This window comes from Methanopyrus sp. KOL6, from assembly GCF_002201915.1.
GTDB lineage: Archaea > JAADCQ01 > Methanopyri > Methanopyrales > Methanopyraceae > Methanopyrus.
Genome location: NZ_CP019470.1, coordinates 567,766 through 586,041, shown reverse-complemented (window position 1 = coordinate 586,041; position 18,276 = coordinate 567,766). Strand labels below are relative to the sequence as shown.

The following is an 18,276-nucleotide window of genomic DNA, read 5'->3' as shown; positions in this document are numbered from 1 at the left end:
CGTTGATAGAAACGGAACACGTAGCGGTGGTCAAAATCGGTGGTCGAGAACTCGACGAAATCTTGGAGGAGGCCGGTACCGGAACACCGGTGTACGTCTACGACGCAGATGCTGCTGTAGAGGCTGCCCGTGAATACCAGGAGGCGTTTTCTTGGTTCCCGGATCGCGTGTACGTATGCTACGCGATGAAAGCTAACTTCAATCCATATCTCGTCGAGCACATTATAAACGAGACTCGAGCTTCAGACGTGGTGTCACTGTGGGAGATGAAAATCGCGGTCAATTTAGGAGCAGAGACGGTGGTAGTCAACGGCAACGCGAAGTCTTCTGATGAGATCCGTGCGGCTGTGGAGCGCTCATGGGTGATCAACGTCGACTCTTTCGAGGAGTTCCAACGTATCGAAAAAATCGCGAGGCGTGAGGGTGAAAAGGCCTTAGTGGCGCTCAGGGTCAACCCGAAGGTGAGTCCCGACACTCACCCTCACATCGCCACCGCGGTCGAAGGGTCGAAGTTCGGTGTCGAGCTGGAAATCGCCGAGAGAGTCTGCAGGCGAATGATCGAATCGAAGTGGGTCGAGTTCCTTGGGCTTCACTACCATATAGGCTCCCAAATCACCGATTTGGGTCCGTTTTCAGAGGCGTTGAGATCCGTCCGAACGTTTCTAGAGGACACCGGACTGATCGAGGAAATTTCGTACCTAAACATCGGCGGTGGGCTCGGGATTCGGTACCGCCGAGGTGAAGAGGTACCGTCCCCTCACGATTTGGCGGAGGAACTCAAGAAGGACCTGAAGGAGCTTCACTCCGAGTCGTCGGGGTTCAACCTGTACCTTGAGCCCGGTCGGAGTATAGTGGGGGAAGCTGGGATTCTGGTCACAAGCGTCAGACAAGTCAAACGGGGACGCCGAAAGTGGGTCTTCGTTGACGCCGGTATAAACGCCCTGATACGACCTGCTCTCTACGATGCTTATCATGAAGTCGTCGTTCACGGTTGCGATTACTCGGCTACTGAGAATGCCTCCGTGGCCGGTCCGCTGTGCGAGAGTGGGGATGTGCTAGCCGAAGACCGGGAGCTTCCCGTCGATATTTCGGAAGGCGACCTCGTGGTGTTCCTGTCCGCCGGTGCCTACTGCGAATCTATGGCCAGTAACTATAACTGCTACCCGATCCCGGGCTCAGTTGTCGTACGGAACGGTGAAATTACCGGAGTCCGAAGGGTTCAGGACTATGGAGCGTTCTCGAAAACATGGTGGTGACCTTCGGAAGCGCGTACTCCGCACACTAACGGAGAAGGGTCCGCTCTCCCGCCGTGAACTCATGGACGAGGTGAGCGGTAATCGGGGTCTCATCAGCAAGACAGTCAACGACCTCCGTGACGAGGGGCTTATCGAACCGACTCATCGCGGGTTTGTCCTCACCGAGGAGGGGTTCTTGGAGCTGGTACGACCGAGCACCGACTACGAGTACAGTAACAAACCTGTTCGATTGTCCACGGACGGTCCGGAAGTCGAGGCGTTCCTCCGCGTGATCACGGGTCGGTCCAAAACCCGGACTGGGAGCATAGTGGCGACGACTAGATGCGATATGAAATGTAAATTCTGCTACTATAACCTAGTGCGGGATCATGTCGAGCTGACACCCGAAAAGATCCTCCGCGAGGCGGAAAAGCGAGTTGAAGCGGGGAACCGAGAAGTAGTAATTCAGGGAGCTTCCCCTCACACGCTCGGTACGGATCTCGTGGAGGCTGTGGAGCTCGTCAAGCTGGAACTAGGAGTCGACGTGGGTGTCGGAACGGGTCCTCTCATACCACTCGATCTATTGGAAGATCTCCAGCGCGCCGGCCTGGACTATCTGAAACTCAGCTTCTCGGGCCGCACACCGGAGGAGTGGGAGGCGATCACTGGGCGTCGTCGCGGATTTAAGGAGTTTTGGCGTGTCGTGCGATGGTGTCACGAACACGAGCTCGAGGTGACCTTCGTGGGTGGAGTTGTCGGGCTACCCGGTGTCCCTCCTGAAGCCGACGCGGAACGAATCCTGTCGATTTTCTCCCTTAACCCTAGAAAGAGGATCGTCCAATTCAACCCTGCTCAAGATCCGGCCCGTGGGCCCCTCTCGTCACCGGATAAGTTGGAATTTATATACAGGACAGTGCGATCGAAACTTCCTGAAGACGTGTTGGTGAAGAGTTGCTGTATCTCCCCAATGACGTGGTCATTACTGTATGATATTCGAAAATACTTGGACAAAGTGGTGTGTATGCTCGGAATAGAATGTCGGGAGTACGACAGCTGCCCCTTCACCGGCCGCGTGCTGGAGCAGCGGATCATGAACGAACTCTACGAGAGGGGGTCCGTGAGTACCGAAGAACTCGCCCGTAGACTCCGGATCGCTCGTAGCAGACTCAAACGTCGACTCGAGTCGATGGAATCCAGGGGACTTATTCGTCGGACTGAGAGAGGCTGGACGATCGCTCGGAGAACCTTTTGAGCTCTTCCCGAGGATTGTTTGTTCTAGGAGAACCTTGGAGTCCATGCGCGCGCAGGATTTCCTTGACCGTGTGCTTGTCGGGTCTTATCTCAACCACCTCGAATCCCGCGAGCTCCAAGATTTTCCGGGTCTCGGCGTAGTATTTCTTGTCGGTGGCCAGCATGGCGATGATAGGAATCTTCAGAGCCCGTGTTAAACACCACGTAACCATTGTTACCGAGAACGCCACGAATTCATCGATTAGGGGAAGTCGTCGGACTTCGCCATCGATCACCGCGTCGCCTACTACTGCGGCATCGGCGGAGATCAGCCTCCTAGGACCCACCACACGTAGAGTGTTGACGAAAGTTTTAAGTATGGAAACGGGCAGGTTTCTACTGAAAGTCAACACCACCGGGACTGGCCTCTCGCAGGCCGCCATCGCCGTCGTGGATTTCCCACTTCCAGGCTCTCCTACGAGCACGACATTTCGCCCTTCCCTTACGAGCCGCCGTACTAGCTGGATATACCTAGTTTCCACGACTTCGTTCGGCTGCCCGGACCACGGCTCCGTCCGGAAGGTTTCCGAATGATCTTTATCGGCATTGACTTCCTCAACGACTGCATCCAATAGGGTGGGGAGTACCTTCATCATGTACGCGAACATTGAACCTCTACTCTCGGCGTTATCACGTGAATTCAACGTCAACTTCGACGTGATCCCCGTAGTTGAAGATCGGAGCACTATCCGAGTCTCCTTGCCCGATGAAACTATCGAAGTTTGCGTCAAAAGACCTTTCATGTCACCCTTCCTTAAATCACTAGCCCACTTGGCTAAAATCGCCGATGATGAACTCTCCGGCCTCGAGAGGTTCGAGGTGGTTGAAGGAGACGACAACAGTTTAGACCTTAGATTTGTTGGCACTTCCGGAGCAGTCGATGTGAAGATGATCGCAGAGACCGCGATCCCGACACAGTTTATCGCTCAGCTGATGCGATCTGGGATCAGAAAGTTCCGAGTGACGCATAAGACGTTTATGACGAGGAAAATGGACGACGAAATGGCTGTGATAAGTTTCGTGGATGACCGCCATTATGACACGTACAAGGAATATATTGAAAAATTGAAAGAACTCGAAGTCAGTTGCGCGGTAGGTTGGGTCAATTCATTGGGCTGCGAGGCGTTCTTTCCAAAGAGTGTTGAGTCCATTTTGGAAAATTGGCATAGCGTAGAAGCGGCGTCACAGATGATTCACGCTGGCGTGACTGAGGTCGTGTTGCTTGAACATAACTACTCGAAGTACCTATTCCGCGAGTTCCATACAAAGTTCCGTCGTAGTTGGGAAAAGGAAGGTATCTCGTACCGAGCTCCGCTCGGAGAACTGTATCCAGACTATGTTAACGACATCATTTTAGCTCATAACTTCCTCAGAAGCTTAAGTATGGACGTACGTGGTATGATTAACGTGAGCTTGCACCGTGATAGGATGGTAGTAAAAACGAGCAGGCGTGAATGCTCGGTATGGTACGAGGATATCCGAGAGGATGCCATGGAAACAATGCAGGCAGTGGAGCGGGCGTTAGTCGGTTAGTCTGAGATCATGTCAACGAATTGACGGAGTTTCTCGCGAACACCTTCACGGTCCCTTGGATTAACTTGGACTACTCCACCGTCGAATTCTTCTGTTATGCGTTTGAAAATTGTTGGTCCCGTGTGTTCGAACTCGTCTTTAATCAGTAGCGCATACAGTTCAATATCGTCGCGATCACTTAGCAAGTTTCTGATCCGAATGAAATCATCATGCATGAATATCGCATCCGTTATGTAGATAACTTTGCATTTGTCGTGATCCACGCTTTCTAGTGAGTCTAGTACTCTGATCAACGGTTTTACGGGATCGGTACCACCTCCGGCGGGTATCCCTAGTATCTTCTCGATGAGTTTCCTTCGATTGATCACTTCTTCGAAGTCCTTAAGTTGATGGACCTCCGATCTGAACGCCCACAGGCCGACGTTTTCTACTCCCACGGTCTCGAACAGGGCTGCCGCTAGCGTCGCGGCGACCTCCATCTTGTCCCCGCTCATAGATCCGCTCGAGTCGAGCAGGATGGCTACCTTAGGTTCGTCCTTGTTGCGGAACTCGCGGCGGTACAGCGTGAGTGGGACGTTCTTGAAGCAACCCTCTTCTAAGCTACGCTCGAAATCCACGTCGTACGGGAAATCGGCTCTATCGAAACCGTACAGCCACCCGAAGTGCGCTTTAGCTTCTCCCTCTTCGACGTCCTCGAACTCGCGCGATATCTCGTGACCTTCATCCAGGATCTTCAGCGATTCGCTCTGTAGGATCTTGAGGAACTTCTTGCGCTCCGGGAACGATCGGTCGATCGCGAAGGCTGGATCTCCGCCCTTACCGACTCCTGAGGCACTCTCCGTCGGTATCGGACCACTCTCCCCATCGGTCGGTTCTTCTCCTTCCTCGGATACTTCCTGGGATACGAACGAAGGCGACTCAGAGGCGCCGACTGAAGGTCCTCCACTGTCACTCTCATCTTCTCGCCCTTTCTCCGGTTCATCTTGCAGGTCTTGAAGGGCCTCCTTTATCTTCTCCTTAAGTTCCTCCGGTACGTAATACCCATGTTCCTCGGCTCGTTTTAGCTCTTCCAAAACTCGTCGAACTGTATCTCGCCCTACGTCTTTCGCCCACTCTTCGAGCTCCCCCATCGTGGATCTCAGTAGGTTCCTCACCTGCTGACGGAATTGGTCGTCGGAGAGGTTAGGGATCGATTTTATCATGTCGTTGGCCTGAACTGTGCTCAAGAGTGGGTTCCTGAACTTACCACGTCGCTCGATACCTTCGACCACGAACTGAGCCTGCTCTAGCGATGCCGTGTAATCCGACGGGTCTTGGCCGGCTTCATCCTTGACGTGGTTTGGATCCATAGGAGCTCCACGACGGTACGCCTTAACAGGATCGGACGACGGCCCTCGTTCGGTGAGTTGTCGTTCTATTGCCCTTTCGAACATCTTAGCAGCTCGCTCCCATCGGTCATTAGCGGCTTGGATAGCCTCGGAGACGCGCTTAGCGCGCTCCAGGGCTTGCTCAATACCCACTTGTTCGGCGAGTTCGTTGAGTCGTCGGGCGAGCTCCGAAAACATCTGTCGTGCCTGCCGATTGAACGCCTCGTCCGAGAACGTCTTCTCAAGTTCCTCTTGATCCGTCGAGTACGAGTCTGAAGCGTGCGGCGAGGCTATGGCTTCGACCTTACTTTCGATAGGCGACCCTAGTCGGTTGAGAACGTCTAGTCTGCCCTGCTCAGCTAGTTTCTCGATCACCGGACGTGGGATGTGCTGCTGAAGGAGACTTCCTACCATATGTTCGTCGGTAATGTTCTCAAGCATGCGCTTCTTCTCGGGCCCGAAGATGGCTGTCTTCAGTAGGTCCATGATCGCCTCGTCGGATAGCTGCGAACCGAACGTCTCGATAACACGTTCGAGATCTTCTCGGCTTGGTTCTTCTCGAATATCTCCTTCATCAACAACGTCGACCAGTGACTCCAGCTCTTCACGAACCTCCTCGCTAGCGTGTGGGATGAACTTACTGAGTGACTCGATGGCCTCTTCGTCAGCTTCCTCCCTGAACAGAATCTTGGCGAGTTCTTCCGCTACGATAGCACGTGCCACCATCACGCGTTCGTACGCATCGAGCGGCTTCTTGTAGCCGTGCCGGGCGAAGTGTCTGATCGCCATGTCTACGAACGTCTGGAGATCTATGGAGTCACCATCCGCTAACACGGTCAGCTTCCGGAAAAATCCTTCAGGTAGGTCTGGTGGGGCGTGGACATCACCTCTACGCTTCAGTCGCTCCATAAGCTCTCCTACAACTTCGGTGGCCTCTTCCAATCTGATTTCGGTTTTGAAGGTCAAGGCTGCCTTTTCACCCGATTCGGGTTAGTCAGGACTTAAACACGGGTTTGAGTTTCTCCTTGATCTTACGTTCTAGGGCGTTCCTTCGGGCCTCGAACTCCTCGGCCTTTTCAGAGTCTAATAACATATCACCTAGGATCTTATTAGCCACGTTCCTTGCTACGGTGTCCACGTCGTATCCCATTTTAGTGCCTACAGCGACCGTCTGCGCCACGTCCTTAGCGACGTCCACACCTTTACCCATATCTTTGATCAGAGACGCTAAATCTTCCAGTACTTCCTCGGCCATCTTGGTCAGCTCGATGATCTGTCGGGCCGACTCGATGGCTATGCGTTTGTAAATTTCGACGTCGTATTCGCCCCACGGGACGAGTTCAACACGCCTCAGAAGAGCTTCGTCGAAGTTAGTAGTACCTTTGCCTTCTGGGTTTAGTGCACCTATTCGCATTATGGCCCCCGTTTCCCCGAAATCGATTGGGGAGTGCGGGATGTAGATGACTTCAGTGTCTTTCTCGAAGATGTGGATGAGTGTCGGTATCATATAACCTGGGAACCGGTTAACTTCGTCGATGAAGAACAGACACGCTCCACGGCGTCGAGCGTCGTTCACCACGTCCTTGAGGTAGCCGCCTACGTAAATGAATTCCTTAAGTGATTCAATGACCTCCTCGTACTCCATACTTCCGACCTCGGTGTACTCCTCGGCGATCTTGTCGGCAACCGGGAGAGCGGCCACGTCGACACCTCCTATGAACTCCTGCTCCCGCGCCTCTTGGTGACCACGCATGACCACTACTGGGACATCGTACAGCTCTCCGATAAGACGGACGAGCTTCGTCTTACCCGTGCCCGGAGGACCGACGAGCAAGACGGGGGTCTGTTCGACTATCAGCGTCATGTACATGGCCGCGAAGTCGCGCCGATGTTCTTCGTCGAAGAAGTATCCATACTCCTCAAAGTCTTCGATAACCTTATATGGGTCCTTCGGAAGCCTTACGAATCCCTCTTCGCCTTCGAATATTATCCAATCATCTTCGATAGTAACCTGAGGTCGCATGATGATCTTACTCAATATGAAACCCCCACTTCGGGAACCGCCCAAGAGATGTTGGGGGAAACCTTAAAATGAAGGATCCCGAGTTAGTGGCTGCGGGAGTGGCGGCCGCCGTTGCGTTCGGGACGGCACTAGCGCTGGGCCTACCACCGATCCAGCCCGATAAACCCCGCAGGAAGTCATGGAAAGTATCGGCCGCGTTTCCCACGCCGGTGATAGCCGCCGGTGCGACAGTACTCGTGATCAGGGTGATCGAGTACCGTTCTCCGATATCGCTCGCGATCGTAGGCGCTGTCGTTGGGGCGTTGTCGGCGGCCTTCACCGCGTACATCGAGAAGGTGTTCCCCCGACCTGAGGAGGGGTGATCGGACTGCAGGAAGTCCAGATTCTTCAGATAGTCGTCGGATCAGTCCTCGCGTGGCTGAACTTCGTCATCGTAGATATACTTATGGGATTGCCGGAAGCTCCAGGTGTTAAAGGCGCAGAAGCCATCGGACGCTCAGTCGAACGCCGAGGAGGTGACATCGCAGGCGGCTATTTCATGGGCAATATAGTGTGTTCACCAGACGCGTCTGCCGGTACCTTACTGGCTTCTTCTGGGTACTACTGCCTAGGAGGACCGGAAGGTGGGTTGGTTGCGGCTCTAGCGGTGTATTTGGGTAATCGTCTGTGTGCCGATCCCGGATACGCCGGTACCATCGGGTCGCTTACGGCCACCGTGTTGGTGACTCTCTACGATAAAGTGCTTGGAATGGACCCCGCCAACTTCGTCGCTGGAATGGTGATAGCGATCATGACTATCCACGGTGTTGACCACCCTCGAGCGTCCCGGCTAATCGGTGATATCGCCCGCCGGATGGGGAGGGGGGTCGAAAAGTGATATCCGCACAAGCGGTGATAGCGGCCGTCGTAATTCTGATGTCATTGCGCCTCCTGGTAGCGAGTGATCTCTACGCTCAAATGCTCTACCTCAACGTGGTAGGGTTCGGACTCGCAGGTCTCGTGGCAACGATGTGGCGTACCGACATGGGTCTGATAGCGGCCATATGTGTGTTCATCTTCTCAACGCTCGAGTCTAACGCTATCTCCTACACAATCCGAAAGGTCGAGGAGATCAGAAGGGCGGGCGAGTTGGATTGAACTGGCTCCTCTTCACCTCGCTCATCGCCTGCATCTTGGGATCGATCGCCACGGTGTTACGCCGTGATCCTCTTCAGAAGCTTCCTTCGATTGCGCTGGTTAAATCTGGTATGATCTGTGCCGTAGCTGCGGAGGGGTACCTCGATGTCGCTGCCGCCGGCGTGGCCCTTGAGGTGGTAGGGACGATAATGTTCTGCGTATATCTGATCCGGATTGAGGAGGTGAGGCGAAGTGCATGAGTGCGAAGTCATACTGTACGCCGGTGCTTTCATGATAGTCGTCGGCACGTTAGGGGCGGCGATAGGGCCTGCTCGTTCAGACCCCGTCGTGAAATCCCTCAACCTGGAACTAGCGACGGTAGGCGTGTGTCTGGTATTCCTAGCGTTCAATCACCTACTGGCCCTAATCACGTTCATCGCGGTCGGCGCCTTCGCGACCCCGATATTGATGAGGGCGATATTGAGGGTGGAGGCCAGTGAGCGTGACCGCGAAGCTCTCGAGGGCTCTGAACGCGATTAGACGGCCTGAAAGCATGGTGTCAGTGTATTGCCTTCTCCTGGCTGTACTAGCACTCTTAGGTTTGCACTGTGGATATTCGTACCATCGGGAGCAGCTCTACCCACGGCCCGCGCCGCAGGTTCAGATGAAGGCCGGGGACCCACTCGCCCCCTACGATCGCGGGGGAATTCCACTCGAAAGCCCGGGAGTGACTATATCGCAGTACCCCCAGTTCGAACCCGTCCGCGGGTGGGTTACCTCCTACCTGACACCGTTCACCAGGTGGCTGGCTCGCAACTCTAAGCACTGCGGTACGACGATCGTGTCCCATCCTGGCGGCATCCTCGATGAAATCCTCTACTACACGCGAGGCTTGGACACGGTTCTTGAATCGTCCATCATGTTCGTGGCCTTCGTGGTATTCTCGTGGATAGTCCGAACCAAGACGATCGGTGAAGAGGCGATGGAAAGGGAGGGAAGCGAATGATAGTCCCTCACGTCGTTCCAGAGATTACCGTGAATATGTATCATGTGGCCGTGGCCGCTGGGATATCGGTAGGTCTTATCGCGGCGGTCGACATCGCGGCGGATCGCAACCCACTCAACAGGCTGACTATGACCGACGCACTGGAAGTCGGAGCGTTGACACTCCTGGCCTCCGTCGGTACCGACCTAGCGGAGTGCTTGATTCTACCCGGACTGGTGGTCGGCTTGGCCGAGTTGATAGCTACGGCTGAAGTACTAGTCGCCCGATACACGGACGGGGATTCTCTACCGGAGTTCGAACCCTTGGACATGGAGATCCTCCGGACGGCGCCGACGGCCATCATGGTCGGACTGGTAGTCTACGGGGTTTTACTCACGGGCTTCACCGGAGGGGCCGTGGCGGGCTCAGGAGCGGCGTTCTACCTGTTCTCCAGGGCGAATCGACCGCACTATGAGGAGTGGCGAGGGATGGAGTCGATCTCAGGGATCGGTTGGGCGTTCTGGGTAGCCGGTTTCAGCACGTTCTTCCTACACCCAGAAGCGTGGCTCCTAGCCCTGATCCTGGCGGGCACCGGTGGAATACTCGTTAAGGTCGGCCCCAAGCTCACGCTACTGGGTTACGCCATGGGTTACGATGTGAGAGCGGGGGCTCAGCGACGTGTACCCGAGCGGTAAGGTACTCTTCATAGTGCCGCTGGGTGACATAGTGCCGTACCTAAGCACGATCAACACGATCATTTTGGCAGTCCTTCTCGCAGTTCTCGCACTTCCTATCCTCAGCAATACCGATGTGTACGTTGAAATAGACCACCGTAGGCCCCGGATCAAGGCCAAGATCGTCAGCCCACGGGAGGACAAGATCAAAGCGGCCCTGGCCTTGGTCTCAACTCTCGCGGCTATCGGCGTCGTGACCACTGGAGACGTCTTCAACTTCACCCTGTTCCTTTCGCTGCTCGGAATCTCCAACATGGGGCTAATAGGCACCACCGTCGAAGATGAGTTCGCGCTGGAGTGTGCCTTCAACTACGGTCTCATGTGTTTGATAGCTAGTTTACCCCTATTCGGAGGTGCGGCACTCATACTCGCCTCTACGGGCACTCTGAGCGTTCATGAGTTGATGAAAATGCCGAAGGGAGCTGGAGGTTGGACGCTAACTTACGGTAAGACCCTGTTAACGGTTGGAGTCATCGGAGAAGCCGGAGTCGGTCCCTTCTACGCGGTTAAGGTGGACTCGTTCCGTCGGATCTGGGGCCGATACGCCTTCGTGATACACCTGACGACGCTGTTGACGTTCTCCCGTTACCTGGAGTTGCTTGCGGCCTTACCCTAGGGGGATGGTGGCGTGCGGTGGGTGCCGGTGGTTGCGGTACTGGTGACGGACCTGACGCTCGTGTGGATTGACGTTGCCAGACCGTGGCTCGTGGACAGATATCACGGGTTGTTCTCCGCTCTAACGATCTTGTCGATCTCCATCACGATCTTCGTCCTAGGATGGGCGCTCTCGCCTCGAGGTGACCGGGATAGGACACCTTTCCTGGGGTACTGAGCGTTGATCGTGCTCGAAACCCTGGTAGGGATCACCGAAGCCTTCCTGGTCGGAAGCGTGTTCCTCGGACTGCACCGGAAGGTGATGGCGCGCATCCAGCGTAGACCGGGACCGCCGATAGTTCAAGAGTTCCTCCACACGCTGAAGTTCATGATCAAGGAGGGATACGCCCCACTGACCTCGGCGGAGTTCCTGTACTGGATGGTGCCGGTTTTCAACGTGATAATCTGGTCGGCTGCGGTCACCATCTCTGCCGTGTATCGTGGTAACCTGCTCCCGTTCTTCGCCCTGTACGCGTCCTACAAGGTTCTCTCCCACGGTGCCGGAGTGTCCTCAGGTTCCACTTACACCAAGATCGGTGGTGTGCGACACGCCATTATGCCCGCCGGCGAGCTGGCGCTGGCCTGTTCCCTGATATCGGCGTACTTCATAACAGGGCACATGGACGTGTCCGGCATACTAGCGTGGGAACACTCCCACGGCCCACTGATAGAGCACATCCCGTTCTCGGCCTTGGCGTTCTTCACCCTCCTATGGGTGGACTCGCCTTACTCCCCGTTGGATCCTTCGAAGGGATATGACATCGTCGAGGGCTACCTCACGGAATATCCGGGGTTCCTGCGTGGGCTGATGTACGTGGCTGAGGCACTCAAGTACTACTGCGAGCTCTGGGTGTTCCAGGCAGTGTTCTTGGGGATATCAGACCCAGTCTCTCACCTCCTAACTATGGGGGCTCTCACGCTACTCCTGGCCTCGATGTGCGCGCTGACGCCGATACTGAATCCGTACCAGGCCGTCGGGTTCCACGTGATAATAGCCTCGATGATGTTCCTGGACTTCCTTATCTTCGGGTAGGGGGGTCCCGTTGCGATCGCACCTCTGCGTACTGTCGTTATCTTTGGTCGGGATGGCCGCGATCCTGCTCTTCGAGCACTCTATCTACGCTAAAGCCGGAGGAGTGCTGCTACTGGCGTCGTCAGTTATCTTTCTCGTTTGCGTCAAGTTGGAGCATGCATTACACAGAACCGAACAATTAGCAGTAGTGGCAGCGATCCTGCTGATCCTCGGTGTCTCGATACACACGCTAAGGGCGGGTCACCTATGATCGGCTTCGAGGGCAGGATGTTCGTCGAAGCAGTGATCGTGGGCGCTGTAGCGACGTTTCTGGTAGGTTCGTTGGTGGGTCTCGAGTACAGCTATCGCATGTACCCCGAGATCTTCCGAGAGCGGAAGGTGGATCCGATCGGTCTGCTGCTGGCGATACTGGGATGGACACTCCTGGCAGTATCCTGGGTGCGATCGGCGCCGGTAGGGATATGGATAGCTGCGTTCCTGATCGGGTACGTGGTGAACATGCGACCGGGGTATGGACGAGTTGAAACCGCGTTAGGAATTGCGATTTTTCTTGCCGTCCTCACCTGGCTTGAGGGGTTATGACCGCGATGATACGGTTCCTGACAAGGCGAAAGAACATCACCGAAGAGGACCTAAACGAGCGTTATGCTGAGGATCCGGATCTGGTACTCCGCGTCAAGAAGTGGATCCTCACCAGCCATGCATATCGTCGGGACATCGTGCACCGTCTGGCTAAGCTTCTGAACGTTAACGAGGATCATGTGATCGATGTACTGTCAAGGGCACGGTCTTGTTCCGGACTCTATGGGCTACACTCGGAAGTTGAACAGGTCGAGCGGTTGCTGGACAACGTCGACGATGAAGTGGTCGCTCTAGCGGTACTCATGGATGTGGTTAGCGATGGAAAACTCGGTGAAGCTTTGGAGAACGAACTGCTACGAATGTTTGAAGGACGAAAGTCCGTGCCGATAGACCGTAAGGTGTTAACAAAGTTCTTTACCTCTCTCCGCGAGAGGGGGATTATATGAGTCTGAAATCAGTGCTCAAAAAATTGAAAGGGTTTGTGAGATCTAGGTCTATTCACGTAACAGTAGTGAACACCGGTGGGTGTAATGGCTGCGATATTGAAATCCTGGCTTGTTATACTTACCGATACGATCTAGAACAGTACGGTATCTATTACCACAATAATCCGAGGAAATCTGATGTCCTAATAGTCACTGGACCAGTTACGTATCAGTGGCGAGATAAGCTAGTCAAGCTGTACCATAAGGTCCCTGAGCCCAAGGCCGTCGTCGCTGTGGGCACCTGCGCGTGTTCTGGTGGTATCTTCAACCAGCGGGGAGGTCGCGTATGTGGGCCGGTACGCGAGGTGATCCCCGTAGACGCGGAGGTTCCAGGATGTCCACCACGGCCCGAGGAGATAGTCTCCGCTGTCGTCGACGTGCTTCCTGCTTTGTTCCGCAGTTGGGAGTTCCGTAGGGGTGGAGCCCGTGAAGCGCAGGAGGCGTGAGATCCGATCCAACGTTCAAGTCGTGGACGTCGAGACGGGTGAGATTGAGCCGATATCACACCGCATCCCCGTAGGTCCTAATCATCCGATCCTCAAAGAGCCTCTTCGGATTAAGCTGGCAGTTCGAGGAGAAGAGGTCGTGGATTGCAAGGTAGAGATGGGATACTGCCACCGTGGTATCGAGAAGATCATGGAGGGAATGCCTTGGCAGAAGGCCGCCTTTCTCGCAGAACGAGTCTGCGGAATCTGCTCCCACGCGCACAACATGTGCTTCATCGGAGGTGTTGAGAAACTCGCCGAGGGGGACCCCGCTCCGCGTGGGCTGTTCCTCCGTGTCCTTGTGCAAGAGCTAGATCGGATTCAATCCCACCTCATAGCCAACGCCGCCTACTTCTATTCGATAGAGCATGAGACTATGTTCGTGTGGAATATGAACACTCGTGAGCGCGTCCTGGACTGCATCGAAGAGATAACAGGTAACCGGATCCTGACGGGCTGGAACGTCGTCGGTGGTGTTCGAATGGACGTCACAGAAGACCAACTGAACAACGTTCTCGAAACCTTAGACGCAATCCGTGACGACGTGATAACGTACCGACGAATTGCCAGTAACGATCCCTTCATTAAACTCCGATCGCGTGGCGTCGGAGTGATCACGAAGGATCATATCAGGAAGTACCGAGTCGTAGGACCTCAGGCTAGGGCTTCTGGAGTTCCGGAATCCGACATGCGTCTCCAAGAGCCTGTCTATCCGGAACTGGGCTTCAAGCCAGTTTACAGGAAGAATGGAGACAACCTATCCAGGATCTTGGTCAGATATGACGAGTGTTTGCAGTCCATGGAGCTCATCGAGCGGGTCGTCGATGAGTTACCCGAAGGAAGGCATCGACGGGAGCTTGAGGTGGACGCGGGACACGTCGATAACCGCGTCGAAGCCCCACGAGGGGAACTCGTGTATGACATGGAACTAGCATCTGGAGGAATAGTGAAGCGCGTTACGATCCGCACACCTTCCGTCCCGAATATCCGAGTCTTGGAGGCGATAGCGCCTGGGTCCCCTAGCATCGCAGACGCTGTGGCCACATATGCGAGTCTGGACCCGTGCGTCGCGTGCAACGAGAGGTTCGTGGTGATAGATGAACGTGAGGGTAAGGTCCTTCTGGAAGGTAAGGCACGGGAGGTGATCCGTGCTTGCTCCAGGACTTCTTAAACCACGTACTCAGCCGCGAAGGGTTCAAGCGTCTGTTCGACGCTCACACCCCTCGGGAGACAACTCGGAGACCTGCTCGGTTCCGGGACTTTCCAGACATCGACCTGGATCAGTGCGTTTTGTGCGGAACCTGTGCCGATGCCTGTCCGGTTGAGGGGCAGAATGGATGCCCGCCTGCGATGGAAATGTCCGAGGAAGGGCCCATCCTACACAAGGAACGTTGTATTCGCTGCGGTCTCTGCGTGGAAGTGTGCCCAACAGGAGCTATCGAGATGGGTACGCTCCACGAGGAAATCGAGGAACGAATCCAGCCGCCCAAGCCCGCTCGCATTGTCGTTGACAGTGACTTATGCGTAGGTTGTGGTAAGTGTGAGAGCGCCTGTCCGTCCGACGCCGTCACCGTGAAAGAGACTGCCGAGGTGGACGAAGAGCGTTGCGTACTATGCGAGGTGTGTCTAGAAGTATGCCCAGTTGCGGGTGCTATCAAGCTGGTTCCTACGGACACCGACGAACTAGTAAAACGGTGGGAGGAATACCTCGAAGCTTCGCTTCGGGGGTGACCGGTGGTGACCGATCTTCACTTTTTCTTTGAGGATCGCCTCCGTAACGTGACCGTAAACATCGTGGAAGTCGAACGGCCCGACGAGTGCGCGGGATGCGGCCTCTGTGCTGAAGTCTGCCCTACCGGAGCGATCGAGATAAACGAGCAGATACGGCTCGATGAGGATCGGTGTGTAGCATGTTCTTTCTGTGTACAGGCATGTCCCCGCGATGTATTCAGGTTTTATGAAGTATCATTTACGGAATTAAAGCCGAAACGCAGACCTGTTCGTGTTCCTAAAGCGGATATTGAAGTGAAGTTCATCGGTGTTGATCTCCGCGCATGTGATCGCTGTGAAGATAAGCCTTGCATTGAGGTTTGCCCCACTGGAGTTATGCGTGAGATCATTGAAGAGCATAGAATAGACTTGGACGCATGTCGTGGATGTTTAGAGTGTGTAAAAGTTTGTCCCTGTGGTAGTGTTACAGTAGAGTTGGAAGTACCTCAGCTCAAACGTCGAAGTAATCCACGACTGAATAGGGAACTGTGTGTTGAGTGTAACCGCTGTCACGAGGTGTGCCCGACAGGTGCAGCTGACAACGTTCCAGATGGGGATCCGGACCCTGAACGGTGCTTAGGATGTTACAATTGTGTATCATACTGTCCTACGGAAGCACTGAAACGACCTGATCACCGTCCACGACCTAAGTGTACTGACGAAGTGTTTTACATACGACCCGACATGTGCATAGGATGTCGTATATGCTACGATATCTGCCCGGTGGACGCTATATGCATCGAGGAAATAACTCGGATGCCTGTGATCATGCCCGACCTGTGCGTGCGATGCGGCTTGTGCACGGACGCCTGTCCGACATCGGCCGTGGACCGCATACCTACGGAGGAGGCAGAGCGTGAAGTGCTGCGGTCTCGGATTTCCGATGCGTTCCTCGGCATCTTAACCCGAGAAATGCTGGAAGCAGCCGAGGAATTCGGCTCAACTACTAAGACTGAAAGGAACGTCGAGGAGAGGCTTTCCGAACTTTTAGAACGTAAGATGTCCAAGGAAAGGGTACGCCGTATCGTCAAGTTCGAAGTGAAGAACGTGATAGAGGAGCTCATGGCTGAGGTGGTGAGTGGACGTGATCATCGAAGTCCGTGAAATCGTTGTGATACACGAGTTATGCCGCGCCTGTGGTCTCTGTGAGAAAGAGTGCCCCACAGACGCGATCGAGGTGGAGGATTCCACTAAGATCGACGAGAAGAACTGCGTACGGTGCGGCTTGTGTGTGGAGGTATGTCCTTTTGATGCCATACTCCTCGGCCGTGCCATATGTGAGCTTCACAAAGGAAGCTACCGAATCGAGGTTCTGACAGAACGTCCAGAGGTGGGCGTGCGAATATCTGAGTCCAAATGCGTCGGTTGCCAGGCGTGCTCTTCTTCCTGCCCGGTTGAAGCGCTCTCCGGCTCAAAAGGGTCTCTTCCCAAGTTAGACGTTGATCGGTGTATAGGATGTCTCGAGTGCGTTCGAACCTGTCCGTCCCGTGCTATCGAACCCGTGGGGGACTCCGGAGATGAAAACGCTCGAAATTCCGATCGATAAAGTGGTTGAAATGGTGTTAGATAGTGTGGAAGACGCTGATAGAGATATAGTGTTGGAAGTACTTTCTGAGACACCAGCTGTACGTCGGGAGTTCGTGACTATAGACTCCGAGCGATGTGTAGGGTGCAAGACATGCTACGAAGAGTGCCCGGTAGATGCTCTAACAGAACCGGACAGTACCAATCCTCCGGAAGTTGATCACGACGCATGTGTAAGGTGTCGGTTATGTGCCAAGTCTTGCCCTGTAGATGCTATCAAGGTGGTATCCGGTGAAGCCCGAGTAGCTGATAACAGTATTGAAGTGAAGCTCGAGGAAGTTGATGTAATAAGACGTAAGTTCGTACTTAGGAGGGCAATCCTGAGAGAAGATTTATGCATAGCCTGTCGTCTTTGTGAGCAGATTTGTCCTGTCGAGGCACCAAATATTGATAAGTTGAGGATAGACGAGGATAAATGCATAGGCTGCAAAGCTTGTGAGCATGCATGTCCTGTCGATGCTATCGTTATCGAGCGTACCTTAACACCTCCTGAATTCGAGCGTGAAATTGAGTTGGATAAGGATCTGTGTATAGGATGTGGGGTCTGTGTAGAAGTCTGCCCCGTGGACGCTGCCGAGATGGATGGCGATGTCGCCAATATTTCCTACGATCTGTGCATAAGATGCGGAGAATGTGCTCGAAACTGTCCGACTGGTGCGATAAAGATTAAGGAAGTTAGGGAGGAAGTGCGATGAAAGCCGAGATGTGGGCCACTAAAGAGTACCCTAAAGTGAAACCCGAGGACGGTCTCGAGCAGGCTGTCCGAGAGCTCACGAGGTACTCCGAGTACACGGCTGTCGTAGTGAACGGTTCGGATCGGTTGGTCGGCTTAGTAACGTCCAACAACATCGCTCGAGGACTCACCGCTGGCGCCGAGACGGTCGAGGAAGTATGCCGATCGCCGGAGTCGATCTCTCCCTCTGACCCTATCACGAAGGCTGTGGAAATCCTTACGGACTCCGACCTCACGCTCGTCCCACTGGAGGAAGACATGCGGGTGGTCGGTGTCGTTACGCTCAGGACCGTCGTCGAGCTCATGTCTAACCTTTACGACACGCCGGCGCGGGATCTACTGGAGAAGATTCAAGAGAACGTGCCTGGAATATCATGGGATGAGTTCATCGAAGCAGCCACGATGGTATTCAACCGCGAATTAAATCGAGATCTTACGCCCGAGGAGTTCGAGCGTAAGATAGGTGATAGGACGTTCGGATACGTACTATGGCTCATGGGAGGCCTAGAAAACCTCTTTATTTACCTGTTTAAACTCGGGGAGGCCGTGGTCGCCAGGAAGGTTGCCAAGCGCAGACGTGAGCTCAGGGAGATGTAATGCCCTACGACGGTGTGGAAAGTTAAAATCCTCGAAACGTTATAGGGGACGGAACGGGGGTGATCCTGAC

26 protein-coding genes are annotated in these 18,276 nt (G+C 54.5%); 23 read left to right on the top strand and 3 right to left on the bottom strand.

What is annotated here, in order from left to right:
* Positions 1–2: 2 nt before the first annotated feature.
* Positions 3–1,256 (top strand): diaminopimelate decarboxylase, encoded by a 1,254-nt coding sequence (gene lysA, locus BW919_RS03355; RefSeq protein ID WP_088335647.1) that lies wholly within the window; start codon positions 3–5, stop codon positions 1,254–1,256.
* Complete coding sequence (locus BW919_RS03350) at positions 1,180–2,487, top strand: radical SAM protein (RefSeq protein ID WP_198324662.1); 1,308 nt, start codon at positions 1,180–1,182, stop codon at positions 2,485–2,487. Before lysA ends, BW919_RS03350 begins: the two co-directional genes overlap by 77 nt.
* On the opposite strand, the gene BW919_RS03345 is transcribed toward BW919_RS03350, so the two are convergent.
* Positions 2,438–3,121, bottom strand: a complete 684-nt coding sequence (locus tag BW919_RS03345) for an ATP-binding protein (protein WP_157665957.1) — start codon at positions 3,119–3,121, stop codon at positions 2,438–2,440. The genes BW919_RS03350 and BW919_RS03345 overlap by 50 nt on opposite strands.
* Here BW919_RS03345 and BW919_RS03340 point away from each other — a divergent pair.
* On the top strand, positions 3,120–4,058 hold the full coding sequence (locus BW919_RS03340) for a hypothetical protein (RefSeq protein WP_088335644.1): 939 nt from the start codon (positions 3,120–3,122) through the stop codon (positions 4,056–4,058). The two genes, BW919_RS03345 and BW919_RS03340, sit on opposite strands and share 2 nt — an antisense overlap.
* Here BW919_RS03340 and BW919_RS03335 read toward each other — a convergent pair.
* The gene (locus tag BW919_RS03335) at positions 4,055–6,391 is read right to left on the bottom strand and encodes a VWA domain-containing protein (protein WP_088335643.1); all 2,337 of its coding nucleotides are present in this window, start codon (positions 6,389–6,391) and stop codon (positions 4,055–4,057) included. The two genes, BW919_RS03340 and BW919_RS03335, sit on opposite strands and share 4 nt — an antisense overlap.
* A 28-nt stretch (positions 6,392–6,419) precedes the next feature.
* A complete protein-coding gene (locus BW919_RS03330; protein ID WP_088335642.1) occupies positions 6,420–7,463 on the bottom strand; it encodes an AAA family ATPase in 1,044 nt (347 codons plus the stop codon).
* Between the two features lie 53 nt (positions 7,464–7,516).
* Here BW919_RS03330 and ehaA point away from each other — a divergent pair, with 53 nt between their 5' ends.
* The 20 genes from ehaA to BW919_RS03230 are packed head-to-tail and all read left to right on the top strand — an operon-like array spanning position 7,517 to position 18,206.
* Positions 7,517–7,810, top strand: coding sequence for an energy-converting NiFe hydrogenase A subunit EhaA (gene ehaA / locus BW919_RS03325; RefSeq protein ID WP_088335641.1), 294 nt, complete (start codon positions 7,517–7,519; stop codon positions 7,808–7,810).
* Positions 7,807–8,325, top strand: a complete 519-nt coding sequence (locus BW919_RS03320) for a hypothetical protein (RefSeq protein ID WP_088335640.1) — start codon at positions 7,807–7,809, stop codon at positions 8,323–8,325. The genes ehaA and BW919_RS03320 overlap by 4 nt, the downstream gene beginning before the upstream one ends.
* Positions 8,322–8,585: a DUF2109 family protein gene (locus BW919_RS03315; RefSeq protein WP_088335639.1), complete on the top strand. Its 264-nt coding sequence runs from the start codon at positions 8,322–8,324 to the stop codon at positions 8,583–8,585. The genes BW919_RS03320 and BW919_RS03315 overlap by 4 nt, the downstream gene beginning before the upstream one ends.
* Positions 8,582–8,824 (top strand): DUF2108 domain-containing protein, encoded by a 243-nt coding sequence (locus BW919_RS03310; protein ID WP_088335638.1) that lies wholly within the window; start codon positions 8,582–8,584, stop codon positions 8,822–8,824. Before BW919_RS03315 ends, BW919_RS03310 begins: the two co-directional genes overlap by 4 nt.
* On the top strand, positions 8,817–9,104 hold the full coding sequence (locus tag BW919_RS03305; RefSeq protein ID WP_088335637.1) for an EhaE family protein: 288 nt from the start codon (positions 8,817–8,819) through the stop codon (positions 9,102–9,104). Before BW919_RS03310 ends, BW919_RS03305 begins: the two co-directional genes overlap by 8 nt.
* Positions 9,061–9,570, top strand: coding sequence for a DUF2106 family protein (locus BW919_RS03300; protein ID WP_088335636.1), 510 nt, complete (start codon positions 9,061–9,063; stop codon positions 9,568–9,570). The genes BW919_RS03305 and BW919_RS03300 overlap by 44 nt, the downstream gene beginning before the upstream one ends.
* Entirely contained in the window at positions 9,567–10,244 is a 678-nt protein-coding gene (locus BW919_RS03295; protein WP_088335635.1) for an EhaG family protein, read from the top strand. Before BW919_RS03300 ends, BW919_RS03295 begins: the two co-directional genes overlap by 4 nt.
* Positions 10,228–10,899: a proton-conducting transporter membrane subunit gene (locus BW919_RS03290; protein WP_088335634.1), complete on the top strand. Its 672-nt coding sequence runs from the start codon at positions 10,228–10,230 to the stop codon at positions 10,897–10,899. The genes BW919_RS03295 and BW919_RS03290 overlap by 17 nt, the downstream gene beginning before the upstream one ends.
* A gap of 12 nt (positions 10,900–10,911) precedes the next feature.
* Positions 10,912–11,115 (top strand): hypothetical protein, encoded by a 204-nt coding sequence (locus tag BW919_RS03285; RefSeq protein WP_088335633.1) that lies wholly within the window; start codon positions 10,912–10,914, stop codon positions 11,113–11,115.
* Positions 11,116–11,124: 9 nt separating this feature from the next.
* Positions 11,125–11,970: a respiratory chain complex I subunit 1 family protein gene (locus BW919_RS03280; protein ID WP_232452936.1), complete on the top strand. Its 846-nt coding sequence runs from the start codon at positions 11,125–11,127 to the stop codon at positions 11,968–11,970.
* 10 nt (positions 11,971–11,980) lie between these two features.
* On the top strand, positions 11,981–12,220 hold the full coding sequence (locus tag BW919_RS03275; RefSeq protein WP_088335631.1) for a hypothetical protein: 240 nt from the start codon (positions 11,981–11,983) through the stop codon (positions 12,218–12,220).
* Positions 12,217–12,552, top strand: coding sequence for a DUF2104 domain-containing protein (locus BW919_RS03270; RefSeq protein ID WP_088335630.1), 336 nt, complete (start codon positions 12,217–12,219; stop codon positions 12,550–12,552). The genes BW919_RS03275 and BW919_RS03270 overlap by 4 nt, the downstream gene beginning before the upstream one ends.
* 5 nt (positions 12,553–12,557) lie before the next feature.
* Complete coding sequence (locus tag BW919_RS03265) at positions 12,558–12,998, top strand: DUF1959 family protein (protein ID WP_157665955.1); 441 nt, start codon at positions 12,558–12,560, stop codon at positions 12,996–12,998.
* A complete protein-coding gene (locus BW919_RS03260; RefSeq protein ID WP_088335628.1) occupies positions 12,995–13,483 on the top strand; it encodes an NADH-quinone oxidoreductase subunit B family protein in 489 nt (162 codons plus the stop codon). The genes BW919_RS03265 and BW919_RS03260 overlap by 4 nt, the downstream gene beginning before the upstream one ends.
* Positions 13,464–14,693 (top strand): nickel-dependent hydrogenase large subunit, encoded by a 1,230-nt coding sequence (locus BW919_RS03255; RefSeq protein WP_088335627.1) that lies wholly within the window; start codon positions 13,464–13,466, stop codon positions 14,691–14,693. The genes BW919_RS03260 and BW919_RS03255 overlap by 20 nt, the downstream gene beginning before the upstream one ends.
* Positions 14,675–15,253 (top strand): 4Fe-4S binding protein, encoded by a 579-nt coding sequence (locus tag BW919_RS03250; protein WP_088335626.1) that lies wholly within the window; start codon positions 14,675–14,677, stop codon positions 15,251–15,253. The genes BW919_RS03255 and BW919_RS03250 overlap by 19 nt, the downstream gene beginning before the upstream one ends.
* A 6-nt stretch (positions 15,254–15,259) precedes the next feature.
* Complete coding sequence (locus BW919_RS03245; protein ID WP_198324661.1) at positions 15,260–16,396, top strand: 4Fe-4S binding protein; 1,137 nt, start codon at positions 15,260–15,262, stop codon at positions 16,394–16,396.
* Positions 16,377–16,838, top strand: a complete 462-nt coding sequence (locus tag BW919_RS03240; RefSeq protein WP_157665953.1) for a 4Fe-4S binding protein — start codon at positions 16,377–16,379, stop codon at positions 16,836–16,838. Before BW919_RS03245 ends, BW919_RS03240 begins: the two co-directional genes overlap by 20 nt.
* Positions 16,810–17,571, top strand: a complete 762-nt coding sequence (locus BW919_RS03235) for a 4Fe-4S binding protein (protein WP_088335623.1) — start codon at positions 16,810–16,812, stop codon at positions 17,569–17,571. Before BW919_RS03240 ends, BW919_RS03235 begins: the two co-directional genes overlap by 29 nt.
* Positions 17,568–18,206: a CBS domain-containing protein gene (locus BW919_RS03230; RefSeq protein ID WP_088335622.1), complete on the top strand. Its 639-nt coding sequence runs from the start codon at positions 17,568–17,570 to the stop codon at positions 18,204–18,206. Before BW919_RS03235 ends, BW919_RS03230 begins: the two co-directional genes overlap by 4 nt.
* The last annotated feature ends 70 nt before the right edge of the window (positions 18,207–18,276 follow it).